Below are 18566 nucleotides of genomic sequence, written 5' to 3' on the forward strand. Positions count from 1 at the left end.
TATACGCAACATAAACAGATTAAAAACAGATAGATTAGTACCAGGTCAAGATTTGCTAATTCCGACTAATATATATATTGTTCAGCCCGGGGATTCACTTTATTCCATTTCTCACATGAGTTTAATTTCAATAGAAACTATTCGTTTATATAACGGGTTGCACTCCGATATATTAATGGTTGGAATGAGGTTATATTTGCCCCCTAGACTTAAGTATGAAGCTGAAGGTTTTAGTTATATAACACCTTCTACACCTGAAAAGAATCAAGTAATCGTCCAAACCTTCGCACCGATTAATACTTTTTTTGGAATTTTTGAATACCATGTTCTTGAAGATGGAAGTTTGAGCACTTTAGATGATCAGCAACTTATTCGAATTGTGAAAGAGAATAAGGTTGCACCCCTTGCCGTTATCACCAATTTGACCCCGACAGGATTTAGTCCCGAATTAACGAGAAAAGTATTAAATACTCCTGAAATTAGAGAAAGATTAATTAATAATATCTATAACCTTGTCAAAACAAAAGGCTATGCAGGTGTAAATATTGATTTTGAACGGATTCGCGAAAGTGAAAGGGATTTGTATAGTGGCTTCTTACGTTCTTTAAGTAATCGATTGAGGCCTGAAGGATATTATACATCCGTAGCGGTACCGGCTAAAACAAGTGACGAAATTTCTTGGTTAAAAGCTTATGATTACGGAGGAATTGGAGCAGCTGTTGATTTTGTCTTTATTATGGCTTATGACTGGCACGAAACAAGCAGTTCACCTGGTCCTACTGCTCCCATTGGGGAAGTGAGAAAAACAATCGAGTATGCTCTTAATCACATGAGAGGAAATAAAATTATCCTTGGTGTTCCACGCTATGGATATAATTGGACAATGGCAAATGGGACAGTAGAAAGTGCCCGTGCCGTATCTGTCTCTACTGCAGTAGAAACAGCTATGAAATATCAAGTGCCAATCCAATATTCATCAGAATATCAGCAGCCTTTCTATCAGTATCGAGACGAAACGGGAAAGCGACATATTGTATGGTTCGAAGATTCAAGAGCCCGAGCTCAAAAACTTCAGCTAATGGTTAATTATCGTCTAAGAGGGGTTGGGGCCTGGCAATTGGGATTACATTTTCCCCAATCAGGTATCCTAGTAAGGGAATTTATGATTCCAAAAAAGATTATTTAATAACAAAAAACTGGTTTCCTATAGATAAATGTGAAACCAGTTTTTTAAATAACTTTTTGCATGATCATTTAAATATATGTAACAAATTCGTCAACTGGTTTACGGTACCCTCTTGGTTTTCTGCTCTGTACTTTTTCCTTTCCAAGGGCAATCATTAATACTGGTTCATATTGATCAGATATGGATAATAATTTTTTCAATTGTTCTGGGTCAAACCCAATCATCGGACAAGTGTCCCAGCCTTTGCTTTTAGCAGCAAGCATGAATAACATCGCTGACAGTGAAGCATTACGAATGGCTTCATCACGCTGGAATACTTCTCCTCTCTGATCATATAAAGACGTTACATCTTGTATTTCATTGTCATACTCTTGTTTGCTTAATATTCCTAAAGCAAGTAGTCCTTCATTGATTTGCCCCACATCTTGATAAGCCTTCTTATCACCTAGAACAATAATTACTGCTGAAGCAGTTCCAACTTTATGTTGATTATATGCTGCCTTTTTTACGCCTAACTTCAACTCTGGATCCATTACTACTAGATAATTTGTATGCTGGAGATTGAATGCAGACGGTCCCATTTTTACAAGATCAAAAATTTCATCAAATTCTTTTTTTGAAATTGGATTATTTTCCAAAAAATTACTTGCTGATCGTCTTACTCTAACTACCTGTTCAAATGTTTCCATGTTCATACACCTCAACTGAATTTTTTCAGGCATCCTACTTTCAGTTTACTAGGCAATTGATAAAAGGGCAAACATTTTGTTTTTAATTTGAGATATTTAATTTAAGAGTTTTAATTAAATTAAAAACCTAGGCTTCTCCGTTTGACTTAGAAAAACCTAGGTTATAACTTCAAATTATTTCTCCTGTAGTGATTGGGTGCAAGCTTCCATTAAAAGCAAATGAGATTCTACCCGTCTCCTCAGATACAACAAGCACAAGAGCGTCACTTTTTTCGGATAAACCTAGTGCAGAGCGATGACGTGTACCTAGTTTTTTATCACCCGTATATTTGTCAGAAAGTGGGAGGACATTAGCTGCGGAGACGATATGATTTTGACTTACCAACACAGCCCCATCATGTAGAGGATTTCCCGGAAAAAAAATTGATTCCAATAAAGTATGGCTCAATTCTGCGCCTATTGAGATACCAGGATGAATCAAAGATTCAAGAGAATCCTCTCGTTTAATAACAATTAATCCTCCATGTCTCCGATCAGACATATTTTGTACACAGATTGATAATTCCGGATATTTATCCGTAAACGGAGATAAATAACAGTTTAAATAAAAAGTAGCTGCTTTCATTTCAATATGTACAAATTGATTTTTTATTTTTTCAAAATTTCCAAGAAGGCAATAATTTTCATTATCCATTGTTTCTAAGCTGCTCTGCAGGGCTGAAATAACTTGGACGATATCCTTTTTTAATGATTGTTTCATCGGTGAAAAGTCGCAATTATTCTGATTCATGGAGCCATACCTCCTTTTTGTAATCATTATTTTATATGGATGATGAAATTTACAACTTGTAAAATAATTAAACAAGTTACTCAATTTATAACCAGAGCCTACCATAAGTTTGTCTACATGAGCCTTAATTATTCACTGTTGAAAAAGGAGCCGAAAAAACTCCTTGAAAGATGTAGAGGCTTCCCTAAGTAAGTTGTAAACATACTGCTTAGGATAGCCCCTTTTTATTTTTTTATGAGTTACTTATTTCTCAATTGTTTTAATACTTGTTCTTTAGCTATAAGGTTAATTTTGTCACATGTTATTCCTTTATCACCAATAACATTTGTTAAATAATTTTTACCGTTAACAGTAACAGTAACAGTTACTTCTATCATAATTTAATCCTCCATTCATTTTCATCAATTAATGTATTTTTACAATTATATGTTCTATTTTTTTGCTTTAAAAAAACTGCACTTACCTTTTGGCAGTAAAAGATCCTTTTTCGAGTAATCTGTTTGCCGCCATTTTTTCAAATGTCTCGTTAGAATCTACTATCCATACTTTCGTATTATTTTTTGCCATTCCAAACAGCCATTCGATTTCATTGTTGTTCATCCTTATGCAACCTGCTGTAACATACTTTCCGATAGCGTTTTTGTTATTATTTCCATGTATTGCATAGGTATTACCAGGAGTCCCATATACGTTCAAACCAAGCCATCTACGACCTAATGGGTTCTCAGGAGCTCCACCAGGAATATTTTTTTTATAATAAGGTCAGTCAATTATTTTATTCACAATTCTATATTCTCCAACTGGAGTTAAATCTTTTGTTTTCCCAGTTGCGACGGAAAAAATGTATATTTTGTTTTGACTATTAATATAGGCTAATTTATTTATCTTCTTATTAATAATGATGATATCTTCCCCATTTTTTTCAGCAGCATAGGCGGAATTAGGTGTATATGATAATCCAACTACAAAGAAAGTTAAAATAATCAACGGCATCATCATATTTACTACTCTATTCAAATTATTGTCCTTCTCTCTATTATATTTAATTGCAAACCCAACCGAAAAATGCTTAGCTGGGTTTGCACGTCATATCATTGAATGGAAAATTATTTATCTAGTAAATACGGTTTGTCCGTAAGTGATTTCTCCTGTTTCTGTTAATGAAATGCTGCTAGTGGCTTTAATATTTAATTTATTTTGAACATAAAGCTCATTTCGGGTAGGGTCAATACCTTGAATGGCTTTATAGGCTGCACGATAGTATTTGGCATCAAGTTTTATGTCAGCATATCTTCCAAATATTACTGGTCTAAATTGGCTGTCATTTTGAATAACTCCATAGATGGAATTAGGATATTGACTGTGATGCAATCGATTCAATATTATAGTACCCACTCTAATTTGGGCACTGAATGGTTGATTATTGGCTTGCAAATAAATAGCACGTGCTAAAAGATCAACTTCATATTGGTTATACGTTACACGCATTAATTTATCGATTGAAGCTCTTCCTAGAATCCCATCGGCATGTAAATGATAATGCCTTTGAAAATTCATAATAGAGTGCTGATCATAAAGGTTATAGCCTAATTGTTTGAAACGAAATTCATATTGTTTAATTTGTGAATAGCTATATCTTTCAAGATGTGTATATTTGTGATTATTCACTTTCACTTCTTGGTTTTGTGTATATCTGCTGGGTGCTGCTGCTTCTACTCCCGAAATAGTTGTAAATGCTGTTCCTAAAATGGTTGCTGCCGCAGCTCCTGTTAATATTGTTTTTTTCAATGTTTTAATCATAATCTATTCCCCCTGTTGTTTTATATTTAAATATCTTATAGTGATCAGTTCCTAGGAATAGAGCTTAAATAGGCCAGAAAATAAAATTGGTTTCACATCACCTTGTCTTCTTTTTGTTTTAAGGTTACTTTTTATAACCTATGAACACATCATAACTCAAACTCGCAAATATCTCAACTTAAAAAATCTTGAATTAGAGATAAAAATTATCCCACTTTTACCATTTTCTTATTCTTGGCTTCTGTTTCAAATTTCTACAAAAGTAATGATAAACTTCATTCCTTATTCGAAAATTTAATTTGATTTATACCTACAATCTTGGTCTATAACGTTTAGGCGATCCTCAGCAATCGATAACCCAACTATATATCATTAGCTGATAAAGTCCGCTGTTTGTATGGAGGAGAGGTTCCTCGGAAAGAATAATTTCAGCAGTAGAGTTTTTTTGGATTCGATCGAAAAGGAGAAGAATTTAAGGGAGAATTTTAAAATGAAAATAACAAAAATAACTACACTTTTAGAATTGATGCAAGCCATTTCAGAAAATACACCACAAGTTTTGGAGATAGAAACATCAATTCTTTCCCCGCATTCCATTACTTTACCTGAAGGCTACAAATTAATAGGAAAAAGTAACGGTCCATGTATGGTGAGCTTTAACAATAGTGATGGTTTTGGTGTGACGCGCAACAATACAATCTCAAACTTAACAGTGATGACAAAACAAGCTAACCGAGCAATATATACGGTTTACGGCATTCCAGATATGGGGAATATTGTCCTTGAAAATTTGAATATTACAGGGCAGGTTTCAATTATTTCTAGGCCAGGAACAGACAAGATAAATCTGATTGCAGATAATATACATATTACTTCTTGCGATTCCAGACATTACAGTGAGCAGCCACAAAAGTATGGCGTTAATGTATACCAAGGGGCACTGACTGTTTATAATTTTAACTCTGACGAAAACAGTAAGATTGATTGCAGATTAACAAATATCTGCATAGGCTTTAAAAATGCTCCCGTTATTGGCTCAGGCATTTTTGTTTGTGGTTTTGGCGATGAAGGTGGCAAAGTTAATTTGGAAACACTAACCACAGGTGCTGTATATTCAAATGGTATGTTACCCTATGGTACAGCAGATATCATTACTGCTGCTGTTTTCATTGTTTATGGTGTTGAGGCAAAAACAGTTGAACATCACGGTGAGCTTGTGACTTATGGTGTTAATGATATGGTCCTGGATACGTGGGGCAAAGTTGAAAAATGGGTTAGTAATTATCCAATCGTATCTTATGGCCCAAGCGGTATTGGATTCGTGAATTTTGGTACAGTAAAAGATTTCTTGGCACAAGATATTATTACATATGGGTTAGGTGCTAGGGGCTTTAACCAATATGACGGTACGGTTGAAAATATTAAGTTTAAATCCATCACTACCTATGGTGATGGCTCAATAGGCGTACAAGTGAGCAAGCCCATTGGAAATATGACTGTGGAAGAAAACGTAACAACATATGGCTCTGTGGGTAATTCCCTAGTCAAAGGCGTAATAACAAAGCTTGCGGCAAATGCAATAAGTATTAAATCAGGAGGCAAAGTTGAAAGTTTGACCATTAATGGAGACATTATTACTTATGGAGACAATGTTACGAATTACGCATTGGAAGGCGGCGAAGTTACGAAGTTCAACGTCAGCGGAGAAATTATAGTTAATGGGGAAAATTCACAAAAATATAAACCGTAACTAAATGGGGTATTAGCATTTCCCAGATATAAACTAAAAATTATCTTATTTTCTGAGTTTTTCCTCCTTACTTCTCTCTCAAATTTCTATAAACATAAAAAAGGTCGATACCCCTTTAACTATAAGACTAAAGGGTATAGACCTTACTTTTTTACAATTTATTTTTTCCTATCCAATCAATAAAATTATTCATCGTTCGATCCAAAATTTGAATAGTTGGCTCATGTATCAACTCTCCCGTTTTATTCATTTTCTCATGTACAAAAGTAATATAAACTTCATTTCCAGGTAAGATAAGGGCAGAAATGCCTGGCGAATTTAGAATTTGACGAAGATGAATCTGAGCACGAACAGTTCCTAGGGCTCCTGTCGTACTGCCGATGATCATAACCGGTTTGTTAACCATAACCGTATCAACTCTAGAAACCCAATCGAGCGCATTTTTTAAGAGTCCTGGGATGGAATGATTATATTCAGGTGTAGAAATTAAAACACCATCACTTTCTGAAATCTTTTGCTTAATTTCCGTTACGATTGAAGAAGAATTAAACTCATCATCCTCACTGTACATTGGTAACTGTTCAATTTTTAAAATTTCAATTTCATTTTTCTCTTGAAAACGTTCTTGAATAAAAGCAGTCAGCTTTCTGTTGTAAGATCCTTTACGATTACTGCCAATAATTGCAGCGATTTTCATGAAAGTTTTCCTCCTGGTATAAATCCTGATTCAAAATCATATTTATACTCAATTTTCCCTCTTTGTTCATCTTATATGCTATCTCGGCATATACTTCGCATATTAAAAAAGCCCAACTGAGGAATGTTCAGTTAGGCTAGATCGTCACATATTTTTTTATTCGAATTTCCCTTCTCTGAAATCCTTGTATGCTTGTACAATCTCTTCTTCCGAATTCATCACAAATGGACCACGAGCGACAACATTTTCTCTAATGGGTTGGCCAGCATATAATAAGACGTGTAATTTTTCTTTAGATTGAATCTTCACTTCACTCTTTTCGGCATCCTTTCCACGTTCCAACCAAAGAACTTGACCTTTCTCGCCATCCGTATTTTTACTGCCAAAAGTACCTTTTCCTTCTATTATATATAGAAATCCATTATAGCCACCAGGCAGATCCTGGATGACAGTTTTATTCGGTTCAAGTATAATCTCTACCATTGTAACAGGTACGTGATTTTCCGTGCCGGCCGTAACACCCATTGATGAGCCTGAAAAGACACGGATGACTGCGCCATCTTCAATACGAACTGGCATATCCTGTGCACGCATATTCTGATAACGAGGTTCTGTCATTTTTTTATCACTAGGCAGATTCACCCATAACTGCAGGGAATGAACGGTTTCTCCCAAAGCAGGGTCCTCTGTATGAATGATCCCTTTACCAGCTGTCATCCATTGAACATCTCCGGGTAATAATTCCCCTCCGCCTGTTTTGTTATCCAAGTGTTCAAGCTTTCCATCAATCACATATGTTACAGTTTCTATTCCACGATGCGGGTGCATTCCGAATGTCCCCCGCTGGAAAAAATCTTCCGCCATCAATAGAAATGGATCATATTCTTCCCAATTACCCGGTTCTAAAACGAATCCAACTTTATGAGTTGGCGAATTTTCCTGAAAAGAGACATTTTTTACACTTCTAATTCCTCTGGACCAGACATTTTGGCTACTCATTTTATTATCCACCCCTTTAATTAATTTACATTTTTCTATGACACTAATTAAAAGCTAATATCTTTAAATTAAATATCTTTAATGTGAGATAATTTTACGTTTTATCTTTGTCTGTGTCAATCAATTAGAAAAATTAAAAACCAACTTTTCTCTAGTAAAAGTTGGTTTTAACTTACTAACTTTTATTTTGATTTTAGGATAATCACCTATTATTTGACATTGAAAGATACGAAAGAACATTTGCAATCGAGAAAGCTATCAATTTATTAATACGATGTTACTGTGACTGTCGAACGATATGATCTGCCAGTCTAATGGCCAAAGCAACATTTGAAAGTACAGGTCCAGCCGCAGTTAATGAAGGAAGCACACTATTATCAGCTACAAATAGCCCTTGAACCCCATGTACTTGACCTTGACGGTTAGTCGCTGATGTCGAAGGATCATCTCCCATTCTGCTTGTACTCGCCTCATGCATATCTGCCCCTGGCGGCCTCAGCGCCAAAGAAGATTCATCCAGAGTCACGCCCATAGCAGCTGCAGATTGTCTAATGCCTTGGGCAACCTGGTTTGCTACTTGACGGTCTTTGTTGCTTAAAGAGTATTGGACTTGCTGTAACGGTACACCGAACTCATCCTTCTCAGCCGTAAGGTACACTCTGTTCTCAGCTCGAGGCTCCACCCTTCCAAAGGATGCGTAGACAACCATAAGCTGATCCTTTAATGCTTTGTCTTCAAACTGCTGATATGAAAAGTATTGGTCTGGCCCAAGAATCTGAATTTGATATGGAGACTCATTTGTCTCAAATTTCAATACAGCGAGATTGCCCAGTTTGTCAGAGAACTGTCTTCGATCGATTGTTCCAATTCCAATAATGGATACATGCCCTGTTAAATAACGCCCAATTGCAGGCCCTTGGATTCCAGAATTAAGCAATAGACGCGGAGTTTCTAACGTACTAGCCGATACTACGACATTTTTGGCGCGAAGTATATGAGACCTCTTGTCTTCAGAAAATACTTCGACACCCGACACTCTTCCACTTTCAGCAATAATTCTAGAAGCATAAGCGTTAACTGCAAGGTCATATGGCCGATCAAACAAGGCAGCAGCTAAAGCATTGATCGAACTAAACCATGGATTTGAGTGGACTTCACCTTGCCGGGATGGAGTCATATCAAAAGCTAAAGGCATGTCATCAGCTTCCAAAATCCCGTTTGCATGGAGTCGCTTTAACATAACATTTTGCATCGATGAGCCCTTAGCATAATCTCTTGTAACATGTAATAATTTTTCGGCCATCCCATAATATACATTTATTTCACGGGGATGAATTGGCCATTTACTAAGCTCAGACCGAATAGGGCGCGGAGTGGCTGCATTCCAGAACAATGACCTGCCTCCAAGTGCATATACCATTGTAGCTCCTGAAAATTGTGGTAACCGTTTACCTAAAGCTGTTGAATTATCAGGAAGAAGGACATCTCGGGCTGTATTCACATTCTGCGTAGGAATATTAAGGGAATGGGAATGAAATAACTTATCACCCTTTTCAATTATTCCAATCTTTTTGGCTCCTTGACTCTTCCACAACTCACAAAGTCTTTGTAAAGTTGCCCCTCCCCCGGGACCTGAACCGACAATCAGGACGTCGTAATTGGTCTTGGACATCTCTTCAAGTGTTTTAATAGGAATCCAATTATTCTTATATTTCACAACCATCATAATCACCCGCCCTAACACATATTTATTTTCAATTCAATTTATGCCACATGGCTTTTCCAATATGTCAAGTTAGGGTTATTAATAGCTTAAATCTAAAAGAAACTGACCATAAAAAGTCTTGTTAAAACCTTTCAAGTCAGCCAGCGGTCAAAACCTTTTCAGTATCAATATTTTTCCTAATTCATTCATCATACCTTTGAATCATATTGTCGCTATGGGTGTTATTCGGTAGCAAGTTTTGATATTATAATTCTATTAAAAATCGTATTCTGCTTCTTTAGCTTTGCGAATTTTCGCATATGTTTCCGTTAGTACTACTGTATCTTCGACTAAACGCTCGATACGGAACAGCACATCATCATTTGTAATTTCTTTTCGAAGGAAATCTTTTTCTTCAATAAATACGTAAGTCTGTACGATTTGAGCCTTCATATAAGCCAAGACGGGTTTTAATTGTTGTTCTGCCATTAAGTAATGCTTTGGAGTGCCAGCTGTCACGAGCATACTGACAACTTTGTCGCGAAATGCGTTTACTGGCAGTAAATCAAATATATTTTTTAATGTAGCTGGGATGGATGCTTGGAACACTGGTGTGCCTATAATAATGGCATCTGCCTCCATTATTTTTTCGGCTACATATTTTGTATCGCCTGCATACTCCCAATAATTACGTCCATCACTGAACTGAACTTCAAATTCTGCTAAATCAATAAGCGTAATTTCTGCGTCTGGATATTTTTCACTTGCAGATTTTAATGTGTAGTTCATCGCTGTTCTTGTTTTAGAACCAACCTTTGAACCTGATAAACCGACTATTTTCATTTTACTTGCCCCCTATTTTTTAACTGTAAATTTTCTTACTGCAGGCAAAATTTCTGTTGCTATCAATTCGATGTTTTTCAATATTTTATCGAATGGCACACCACCAAAATCAATTTGTGCCATGAATCTCTGTTGTCCGTATAATTCATATTGATAGTGCATTTTTTCAATAATTTGCTGTGGGCTGCCAATCATTAATGCATCTCGATAGTCAACTGCCTGAGCGAATTGTTGCTTCGGATAACCGCCGCCTCTTAATGCCTGCATCCCTGTATTCACATGTGGATAGTACTCACGAAGTGCATCCTGTGAATTTTCTGCCGTGTAAAATAAGCTCGTTGTGGCAATAGGCAACTCGCTTGAGTCAAATCCATTTTGTGCTGCAGCTTCACGATAAGCATCTACAGATATTTTAAAATTTTTCGCTGGGCCCCCAAGTGTTGTTAGCATCATTGGTACTCCTGCATTGCCTGCTTTAATGGCACTCGCAGGCGGACCGCCAACAGCACGCCAAATCGGCATATGGCCATTTAGAGGCTGAGGAAGAATATAGGCATTTTCCAGTGGTGCACGGAATTGCCCTTCCCACGTCACTCTTTCCTCATTATTTATCTTCAACAGCAGCTCTAATTTTTCTTCAAATAATTCTTCATAATCACGGACATCATATCCAAGCAAACTATATGCACCAATTCTTGATCCCCGACCAGCGACAATTTCAGCCCGGCCATTTGAGATTAAATCGAGTGTTGCAAAATCCTCATATACACGAACGGGGTCTGATACACTTAACACCGTTGCCGAACTCGCAATTTTTATATTTTTTGTCGCTTGTGCAATAGCACCTAAAATGACTGTATGTGCTTGCGTTGTAAAATGCGTTTGATGACTTTCACCAACAGCAAAAACATCTAGTCCCGCTTCATCTGCTAGCTTACTTGCTTCAATTAATTCGCGAATGCGTTGCTCAGCGCTAATGCGACTTCCTGTATATGGGTTTAGTAAATGATCACCAATTGAATATAATCCAAATTCTAGTCCTTTGTTTAAATCGATACGATATTTTTCCATTTTCTTATCTCCCCTTAATCAAGCGGCTTTAATTTGGCTTCAATTTCTGCACGTTTCTCTTCTAAAAATGGCGGTAAATCTAAATTCTTTCCTAAATCTTCAATTGAAGAATCTGTTGTAAATCCAGGTCCATCTGTTGCAATTTCGAATAAAATCCCATTAGAATCACGGAAATATAAGCTTTGAAAGTAAAAACGATCAACAATGCCTGATGAATAGAATCCACGTTTTTTCACTTCTTCATTCCAAAACAGGAGTTCTTCCTCGTTTTTTACACGAATGGCTAAATGATGAATACTCCCACGCCCTGGCCTTTCACTTGGCCCCTCTTGCTGCTTTACAACAATTTCACCGAATGCTTGACCGGCAACAGACTGAAAGTTTGCTTCATCTTCTGTGCGCACCACTTCAATATAACCAAACATTTCTGTTAAAGTTTTAGCTGTTCGTTCCAAGTAGCGCACTGTAATTTCCACAGTTCCCATTCCTAAAATACGATGCTCAGGCTCTACAGATGAATCTTCCCAAGCCATCCAGTAATCTGGTATCTCTTCTCCATTATTATTTAATAAAACAAGTCGCAACCCTTCTGAATCTTCAAATGGAAGTGCTGCTCTACCTGCATAGGTTGTGATTTCACTGTGCTTAACTTCAAATTGCTCAAAGCGTTTTTTCCAATATTTAAGACTTTCCAATGATGGTACGAGTAAGCCGATTTGAGTAATAGCATTTGTTCCGCGATGTGTTCTTCCCGCTAACGGCATTTCAAAAAAGGATAGTTCTGTACCTGCACTTCCGGTTAAATCTCCGTAAAATAAGTGATACATGGAAGGATCATCTTGGTTAACGGTCTTTTTCACGCGCCGAAGACCTAACACGTTTTGATAAAAATGATTATTTAATTGAGAGTTCTTAGTGATCATTGAAATATGATGATGCCCAGGAATTTTATACATCGTACTTCCTCCTTAGATTTAACTTGATTAATCAAGTGAATGAGTAAAAAATTTTATTGTTAAGTTTTTTCTATGCTTACGATACGTGTTATTATTTTGTACTACATTACTAATATTAACCTCTAACATCACTTTACCACTCAATTGATATGAAAGCAAGAATAAAATCTCGAATTCGAGATTTTTAATTTTTAAGTAATCCTTTAAGTTCTAAAACGTAGTAAATGTTTGTGTTATTAGCGAAAAAAATCATTTTTATGTCTTAATGTTGCTAAGTATGAGAATAACTAATCATGAAGAAAAAACATTTTTGATTAATCATTTTTTGTGAGGTGGATTTAAAATGCCCTATATTACTGTAATTGGTCAAGGTACTTTTGAAGTAGAATTGGGAAAAAAGTTAGTATTAGCATTAGAAGATAATGGTGTAAATATTCTCCATCGCTGTGGCGGTAAAGCAAAATGTACAACTTGTAGAGTAGAAGTTTTGACAGGTGATTATCTTGAAGTAACTAGCAATGAAAAAAATGCATTTGTGGCTAAAGGATTGAATGATGATCAATTATTTGATGATTGTCTTCGTTTATCTTGTCAAATTATTGTGAATAAAGATATTACTGTTCGTCCAATTATGACAGTAGAAAACTCTGGCCTTGCTGCCGGTCCAAGACCATCTGATTAAATTTGCTTGCAGTTCATTTTACATACCAATTATTGGATGAAAACCTAACAGTCAAGCATATAAAATTCCGGTTTAACCCGTCTAATTTATCGGTTACTTTTTATAATTAGTATATTTGTTATTCTCGTATTTTGGTACTTATAATAGCTTTCAAGTTATTGCTATCATTAATCATTTTATAGTTAACAAACAATTTTTATCTTCATTAGTAAAGCAATTTAGGTTACAATAAATATACAGGAGTTTCATTATACAAAGTGATAATAAGGAGATGTAGGGAGATGAGCGAGCCGCAAGATCTTTGCCCTAAGGTAGAAAAATCCTTTGAACTAATCGGAAAAAGATGGACTGGGTTAATTATATATGTGTTAATTGGTGGACCCAAACGTTTTAGTGAAATTCATGCAACAATTCCAGATTTAAGTAAACGAGTGCTCACGGAAAGAATGAAAGAACTGGAGGAACACGGAATAGTTGTACGTCATGTCATACCTGAACGCCCTATTCGGACAGAGTATTTGCTCACAAAAAAAGGAACTGAATTAGGAAAAATTCTTGGGCCAATCAGTGGTTGGGCTGAAGATTGGATTAAGGATTAATGTAGACGAGTGAATAGTTCAACTTTTGCATCACTATAGCTCCATTAGAAAGAAGTATCAACTCGTGATTTTTCATTAGAGATAAACGATATCATCATTGAATAAACAACAATAATCAAGAATACAGTTGCTTGATTATCATTCAGCACAGAAGCAGAGAGTATTCTTGATTTTAGAAAGGCAGGAAAAGATACACATGTCAAATGTTCTTTATATTACAGCGAATCCGCATGATGAAACTGGATCTTATAGTATGGAAGTAGGAGAAGCATTTATCAAATCATATAGAGATTTACATCCTAATGATGAAATAGTTCATCTTGACTTATACAAGGCTAATATTCCATATCTTGATGCCGATGTGTTTAGTGGTTGGGAAAAACTTCGGACAGGTATTTCATTTGATCAGTTATTACCAAGCGAAAGATCGAAAGTAGGTCGTTTAGCTGAATTAGGGGGACAATTTTTATTAGCTGATAAATATATATTTGTTACACCAATGTGGAACTTTTCTATACCAGCTATAATGAAAACGTATATTGATGGTGTAGCTGTGTCTGGAAAAACTTTCAAATACTCTAAAGAAAAATCAGTTGGTTTGTTAACAGGTAAAAAGGCAATACACATTCAAGCCCGTGGAGATATTTATTCAGAAGGACCAGATGCTGATATGGAAATGGGTCATCGTTACTTAGAAGTTATGATGAAATTCTTTGAAGTATCTTCTTTTGAAGGTATATTTATAGAAGGGCATAAGAGATTTCCAGAAAAGGCTCAAGAGATTAAAGAAAAAGCTATTGCAAAAGCAATTGAAGCAGCAAAAAGCTTTTAGGTCTATAATAAAAAAACCTTATAATTATGTATTTGACACTCTTGTCTAAATACATGATTATAAGGAGCATTACTTCCATTACATATTATTTTAATCCCAAATAGTTGTCTATATTAATTGACCATTCTTTGAGCTTCATCATGATGGAGTGTACGAACTTGGCGAGGCAAAAATCTGCGAATTTCTTCTTCATTAAATCCCACTTGTAACCTTTTTTCATCAAGAATTAGTGGTCTTCGTAATAATTTAGGGTGATCTTTGATTGTTTGATATAATTCTGAAAGTGAAAGAGAATCTATATTTATATTCAATTCTTGAAATACAGCTGATCTTTCTGAAATAATTTCATCTGTTCCATCTTCTGTCATACGAAGAATTCCTCTAATCTCATTAATCGTCAACGGTGTAGAAACAATATTTCTTTCCTCATAATCAATTTCATATTTACTAAGCCAAGCTTTTGCTTTGCGACAAGAAGCACAACTTGGTGATGTATATAGCGTAACCATGTTAAAAATCACTCTCCCTAAGCAATGTATCTAAAATCAATTTGTTTACTTTCGGTAAGATCAAAAAGTCTGCAGCCTGATTTTATGCACCATTCCACTAATCGAATTATTAAAATGAAATTATAAATGTTAAAAATACCTCCTCATCAAAATGATAGGGAGGTATTTTTTTATTAATTCCTTTGTGTGTTATTTATAAAATCTAACACGATCTTCAACTGGCTGAAATTCTTTTTCGCCTGGTTGAGAAATTGGATTGCCAAATGGCATTTGAGCAATCAGCTTCCAATTGCTTGGGATATTCCATTCTTGCTTGACTTCTTCATCAATTAACGGATTATAGTGTTGTAAAGACGCTCCTAATCCTTCAGCTTCTAATGCTGACCAAATCACTAATTGATGCATACCTGATGCTTGATTTGACCAGATCGGGAAATTGTCCGCATATAAAGCAAATTGTTCTTGAAGAGATTTCACAATTGCTTCATCTTCAAAAAATAATACTGTTCCATATCCAGCTTTAAAGGAATCCATTTTTTGCTGAGTTCCTTCAAAATTTCCTTCTCCAACCACTTTTCTTAACGTTTCTGTTGTAATGTTCCATAATTTATCATGCGCTTCTCCTGTCAATACAACTAGACGTGCAGTTTGTGAATTGAAAGCAGATGGAGTGTATTTTACGGCAAATTCAACGATTTCTTTAATTCTTTCATCAGATACCTTTACTTCTTTATTAATGCCATAGTAAGAACGTCTTTCTTTAATTGCAGTGTAAAAATCTGTTTTTGTAGCAGTTGTCATATTAAATATTCCTCCATTTAAAAATATCTAAATTTAATCATCTCTAATTTGAGATATATGGGTTTAAAAATATCTATTAAAAATTAAAATCTGGTTGCTTAATAGTTAGCCTCAAAAACTATTTTGCAAATGGATCTTTATTGTCATACTTATTGTAGTGAACAACATCCGACTCAAGATATCGGTATACATCGTCAACAATTTCAATTCCTTCTTTTTCTGATTGTTGTTCGGCAATAACAGAGTTTTGACCAGGATAAAGCACTCGTTCAAAACCAGGTGCTGGTTTAATATTGTTTAAATCGCTCATTGTATTAGAAATGTTTTCTTTAAATTTTGTTAAGTCTGTAAAGTATGCTGGATTGATAACAATATGAAGCTGACCTAAATTACGGCCTTCACTTAAATCATTATACATAGATGAAACTTTATTTCCGAATGGCAAGCCAAGTAAAACACCTGATAAAACATCCACCATCATCATTAATCCATAGCCTTTCGGACCTGCAATTGGGAGTAAAGCATTGACTTTAAATGGATCTGTTGTCGACTCACCGTTTTTATCTACCGCCCATGTATTCGGGATGGATTCATTCTTCGAGCGTGCATGAAGAATTTTCCCCCATGCTTGAACTGTCGTTGCCATATCAAAGACGATCATATCGTCATTTTTACCAGGGGCTGCAAACGCAATTGGATTTGTTCCATAGTACGGTTCACTTCCACCAAAAGGCACAACCATTGGATCCGATTGAACAACTGAAATGCCAATTAAGCCTTGTTCAGCAGCCTGTTGGACAAAGTATGAAAGGGCTCCACTGTGACCGATCCTTCTAACGCCGACGACTGCAATCCCAGATTCTTTCGCCATATCGATCGCGTGATCCATCCCTATTTTTGCAGCTACATGCCCAACGCCATTATCGCCATCAAATATCGCTGAACTTGGTCCTGTTTTTTCAAAATTGAAATTCGGTTTTGTGTTAATGCCGCCTTTTGCGATTCTTTCTGCGTAATACTCCACCCGCATTGCTCCGTGGGAATGAATTCCTCGTGCATCTGCATATGCCAATACATCAGCAACTCCCTCAGCATGTTCTTCGGAAAGCCCTGCTTTATTTAATTTCACTGTCATTAATTTTTTTAATGCTTCTTTCGTTGTTTTCATGCCATTCATCTCCTAGTTTGATTAATATAATTGTCTAATTTAGATAATTTTCCATTTTAACTAGTAAACATTTTTACTCTTTATACGCCAAAACATAAAGTGATTTAATCAACGCTTTCACACCCGTTGCTAACTCTTCTGGGCTTGTATATTCTAATGGATTGTGACTAATCCCATTACGGCTTGGCACAAATATCATCGCTGTTGGCACAATTGGGGCAATGATTTGCGAATCATGACCTGCGCCGCTATGCATCATTTTGTAATTCAAACCATTTTCTTTCGTTTGTTTCTCAATGGCTTCAACGATTTGTTGATCCATAGGAATTGGTTCCTCGTCCATCCACATATCGATTTTAACCTCTACACCGGACTCACTGGCAATCCTGTTTATGATACTAGTTAATTCATCAGTGAACTTTACAAGTACTTCTTTTTCTGTATGTCGAACATCCAACGTGAATAATGCTCCCCCTGGTACAACATTCACGATGTTCGGTTTGACTTCGATTTTTCCTACTGTAGCAACAAGTGGATCACCATACTCTATTGCCTTATTAATCACGTCTTGAATCATTTGGCTTGCTGCAAATACAGCATCCTTACGATACCCCATCGGCGTTGTGCCTGCATGATTCGCTACACCTGTTACGTCAATCGTAAAACGTCTTTGACCGACAATGCTGTGAACAACCCCAACGCTTTTTCCTTCATTTTCTAATACATTGCCTTGTTCAATATGAATTTCAATAAAACCTTTTAAATCTGTACGAAACGCTTTTGATTCTTCCCTAAAATTAAAACCTGCTTCTCTCATAGCATCTACGAATGGAACACCATTGAAATCTGATATGTTTTCAACATCCTCTTTCTTTGCCATTCCAACAAGGTTTTTTGAACCCCAGAAAGCATAAGGGAAACGGCTTCCTTCTTCTTCAGCAAACGAAACGACTTCAAGATTACGTAAAGGCTTCCCGTATGTTTCCTTTAAGTATCGAATAGCTAAGATACCAGCTAAAATTCCGTATGCACCATCTAATTTACCTGCATTTTTAACTGTATCAACATGAGAACCAGTTAAAATTGTTTCATTTTTATACTTACTACCTTCTAAGCGGCCGAATAAATTTCCAACTTCATCATAAAGAGTAGTCAATCCATCTTCTTGCATCAGCTTGTCTAATGCTTTTTGTGCTTCAATCCACTCTTTCGTATAAAGCAGGCGGGTTACACCACCTTTAGGATCCTTTCCATATTCCCCTAGCCAATCTACTAGGTGAGCAAATTCTTTTGTTAAGTCTTTCATCTTCATCTATCCTTTCTAAATTTATTAAACTATAATAAAGGTTACAATTTATTTACCTGTTAACTTTACGTAACCATAATACACCCGGATTTAGTATTCGTCAATAATAAGATTTTATTTTCGTAAATAGAATAAACCTTTTAAAATAACGTATTATATTATTGTCATCTATAAAAAATAAAT

The 18566-nt window shown here is 35.8% G+C and carries 19 protein-coding genes and 1 pseudogene; 5 read left to right on the top strand and 15 right to left on the bottom strand.

Features of this window, described 5'->3' with window-relative positions:
- The coding region (locus V7127_RS23520) for a glycosyl hydrolase family 18 protein (protein WP_335490355.1) at window positions 1-1186 on the top strand (1186 nt) is incomplete at its 5' end.
- Between the two features lie 68 nt (window positions 1187-1254).
- Here the strand turns inward: V7127_RS23520 and V7127_RS23525 are convergent.
- From V7127_RS23525 to V7127_RS23545, 5 genes and pseudogenes are all read right to left on the bottom strand, one after another.
- Window positions 1255-1875 carry a nitroreductase family protein gene (locus V7127_RS23525; protein ID WP_335346802.1) on the bottom strand — a complete coding sequence of 207 codons (621 nt, stop codon included), beginning with the start codon at window positions 1873-1875 and terminating at the stop codon, window positions 1255-1257.
- A gap of 169 nt (window positions 1876-2044) precedes the next feature.
- Window positions 2045-2665 carry a sporulation-specific diadenylate cyclase CdaS gene (cdaS, locus tag V7127_RS23530; protein ID WP_335354502.1) on the bottom strand — a complete coding sequence of 207 codons (621 nt, stop codon included), beginning with the start codon at window positions 2663-2665 and terminating at the stop codon, window positions 2045-2047.
- Window positions 2666-2904: 239 nt separating this feature from the next.
- On the bottom strand, window positions 2905-3042 hold the full coding sequence (locus tag V7127_RS23535) for a BA3454 family stress response protein (RefSeq protein ID WP_335354503.1): 138 nt from the start codon (window positions 3040-3042) through the stop codon (window positions 2905-2907).
- A gap of 82 nt (window positions 3043-3124) precedes the next feature.
- Window positions 3125-3664: pseudogene (locus tag V7127_RS23540) on the bottom strand (L,D-transpeptidase).
- Window positions 3665-3775: 111 nt separating this feature from the next.
- On the bottom strand, window positions 3776-4465 hold the full coding sequence (locus V7127_RS23545; protein ID WP_335490358.1) for a cell wall hydrolase: 690 nt from the start codon (window positions 4463-4465) through the stop codon (window positions 3776-3778).
- A gap of 490 nt (window positions 4466-4955) precedes the next feature.
- On the opposite strand from V7127_RS23545, the gene V7127_RS23550 reads away from it, so the two are divergent.
- A complete protein-coding gene (locus V7127_RS23550) occupies window positions 4956-6215 on the top strand; it encodes a hypothetical protein (protein ID WP_335490361.1) in 1260 nt (419 codons plus the stop codon).
- A gap of 151 nt (window positions 6216-6366) precedes the next feature.
- On the opposite strand, the gene V7127_RS23555 is transcribed toward V7127_RS23550, so the two are convergent.
- The 6 genes from V7127_RS23555 to V7127_RS23580 form a co-directional block, all read right to left on the bottom strand.
- Window positions 6367-6912, bottom strand: coding sequence for an NADPH-dependent FMN reductase (locus V7127_RS23555; RefSeq protein ID WP_335490364.1), 546 nt, complete (start codon window positions 6910-6912; stop codon window positions 6367-6369).
- A 156-nt stretch (window positions 6913-7068) separates the two neighbouring features.
- Window positions 7069-7911 carry a pirin family protein gene (locus V7127_RS23560; protein WP_335490367.1) on the bottom strand — a complete coding sequence of 281 codons (843 nt, stop codon included), beginning with the start codon at window positions 7909-7911 and terminating at the stop codon, window positions 7069-7071.
- A 277-nt stretch (window positions 7912-8188) separates the two neighbouring features.
- The gene (locus V7127_RS23565; RefSeq protein ID WP_335490370.1) at window positions 8189-9637 is read right to left on the bottom strand and encodes a GMC family oxidoreductase; all 1449 of its coding nucleotides are present in this window, start codon (window positions 9635-9637) and stop codon (window positions 8189-8191) included.
- Between the two features lie 255 nt (window positions 9638-9892).
- Window positions 9893-10459, bottom strand: coding sequence for an NADPH-dependent FMN reductase (locus V7127_RS23570; RefSeq protein WP_335490373.1), 567 nt, complete (start codon window positions 10457-10459; stop codon window positions 9893-9895).
- 12 nt (window positions 10460-10471) lie between these two features.
- A complete protein-coding gene (locus tag V7127_RS23575; RefSeq protein ID WP_335490376.1) occupies window positions 10472-11530 on the bottom strand; it encodes an LLM class flavin-dependent oxidoreductase in 1059 nt (352 codons plus the stop codon).
- A gap of 14 nt (window positions 11531-11544) precedes the next feature.
- On the bottom strand, window positions 11545-12486 hold the full coding sequence (locus V7127_RS23580; RefSeq protein ID WP_335490379.1) for a ring-cleaving dioxygenase: 942 nt from the start codon (window positions 12484-12486) through the stop codon (window positions 11545-11547).
- A gap of 343 nt (window positions 12487-12829) precedes the next feature.
- Here V7127_RS23580 and V7127_RS23585 point away from each other — a divergent pair, with 343 nt between their 5' ends.
- From V7127_RS23585 to V7127_RS23595, 3 genes are all read left to right on the top strand, one after another.
- Window positions 12830-13168: a 2Fe-2S iron-sulfur cluster-binding protein gene (locus V7127_RS23585; RefSeq protein WP_335490382.1), complete on the top strand. Its 339-nt coding sequence runs from the start codon at window positions 12830-12832 to the stop codon at window positions 13166-13168.
- A 281-nt stretch (window positions 13169-13449) separates the two neighbouring features.
- Window positions 13450-13767, top strand: a complete 318-nt coding sequence (locus V7127_RS23590) for a winged helix-turn-helix transcriptional regulator (RefSeq protein WP_335347596.1) — start codon at window positions 13450-13452, stop codon at window positions 13765-13767.
- A gap of 196 nt (window positions 13768-13963) precedes the next feature.
- Entirely contained in the window at window positions 13964-14599 is a 636-nt protein-coding gene (locus V7127_RS23595; RefSeq protein WP_335490385.1) for an FMN-dependent NADH-azoreductase, read from the top strand.
- Between the two features lie 113 nt (window positions 14600-14712).
- On the opposite strand, the gene spxA is transcribed toward V7127_RS23595, so the two are convergent.
- The 4 genes from spxA to allC all read right to left on the bottom strand — a co-directional run bounded on the left by spxA (window position 14713) and on the right by allC (window position 18383).
- Window positions 14713-15108 carry a transcriptional regulator SpxA gene (gene spxA, locus V7127_RS23600; RefSeq protein ID WP_335490388.1) on the bottom strand — a complete coding sequence of 132 codons (396 nt, stop codon included), beginning with the start codon at window positions 15106-15108 and terminating at the stop codon, window positions 14713-14715.
- 189 nt (window positions 15109-15297) lie between these two features.
- On the bottom strand, window positions 15298-15909 hold the full coding sequence (locus V7127_RS23605) for a nitroreductase family protein (RefSeq protein WP_335490391.1): 612 nt from the start codon (window positions 15907-15909) through the stop codon (window positions 15298-15300).
- Window positions 15910-16027: 118 nt separating this feature from the next.
- Window positions 16028-17077 carry an ureidoglycolate dehydrogenase gene (gene allD, locus V7127_RS23610; RefSeq protein WP_335490394.1) on the bottom strand — a complete coding sequence of 350 codons (1050 nt, stop codon included), beginning with the start codon at window positions 17075-17077 and terminating at the stop codon, window positions 16028-16030.
- Between the two features lie 73 nt (window positions 17078-17150).
- Window positions 17151-18383 carry an allantoate deiminase gene (allC, locus tag V7127_RS23615; protein ID WP_335490397.1) on the bottom strand — a complete coding sequence of 411 codons (1233 nt, stop codon included), beginning with the start codon at window positions 18381-18383 and terminating at the stop codon, window positions 17151-17153.
- Window positions 18384-18566: the final 183 nt, after the last annotated feature.

Origin of the sequence: Bacillus sp. JJ1773 (assembly GCF_036962035.1) — a bacterium.
GTDB lineage: Bacteria > Bacillota > Bacilli > Bacillales > Cytobacillaceae > Cytobacillus.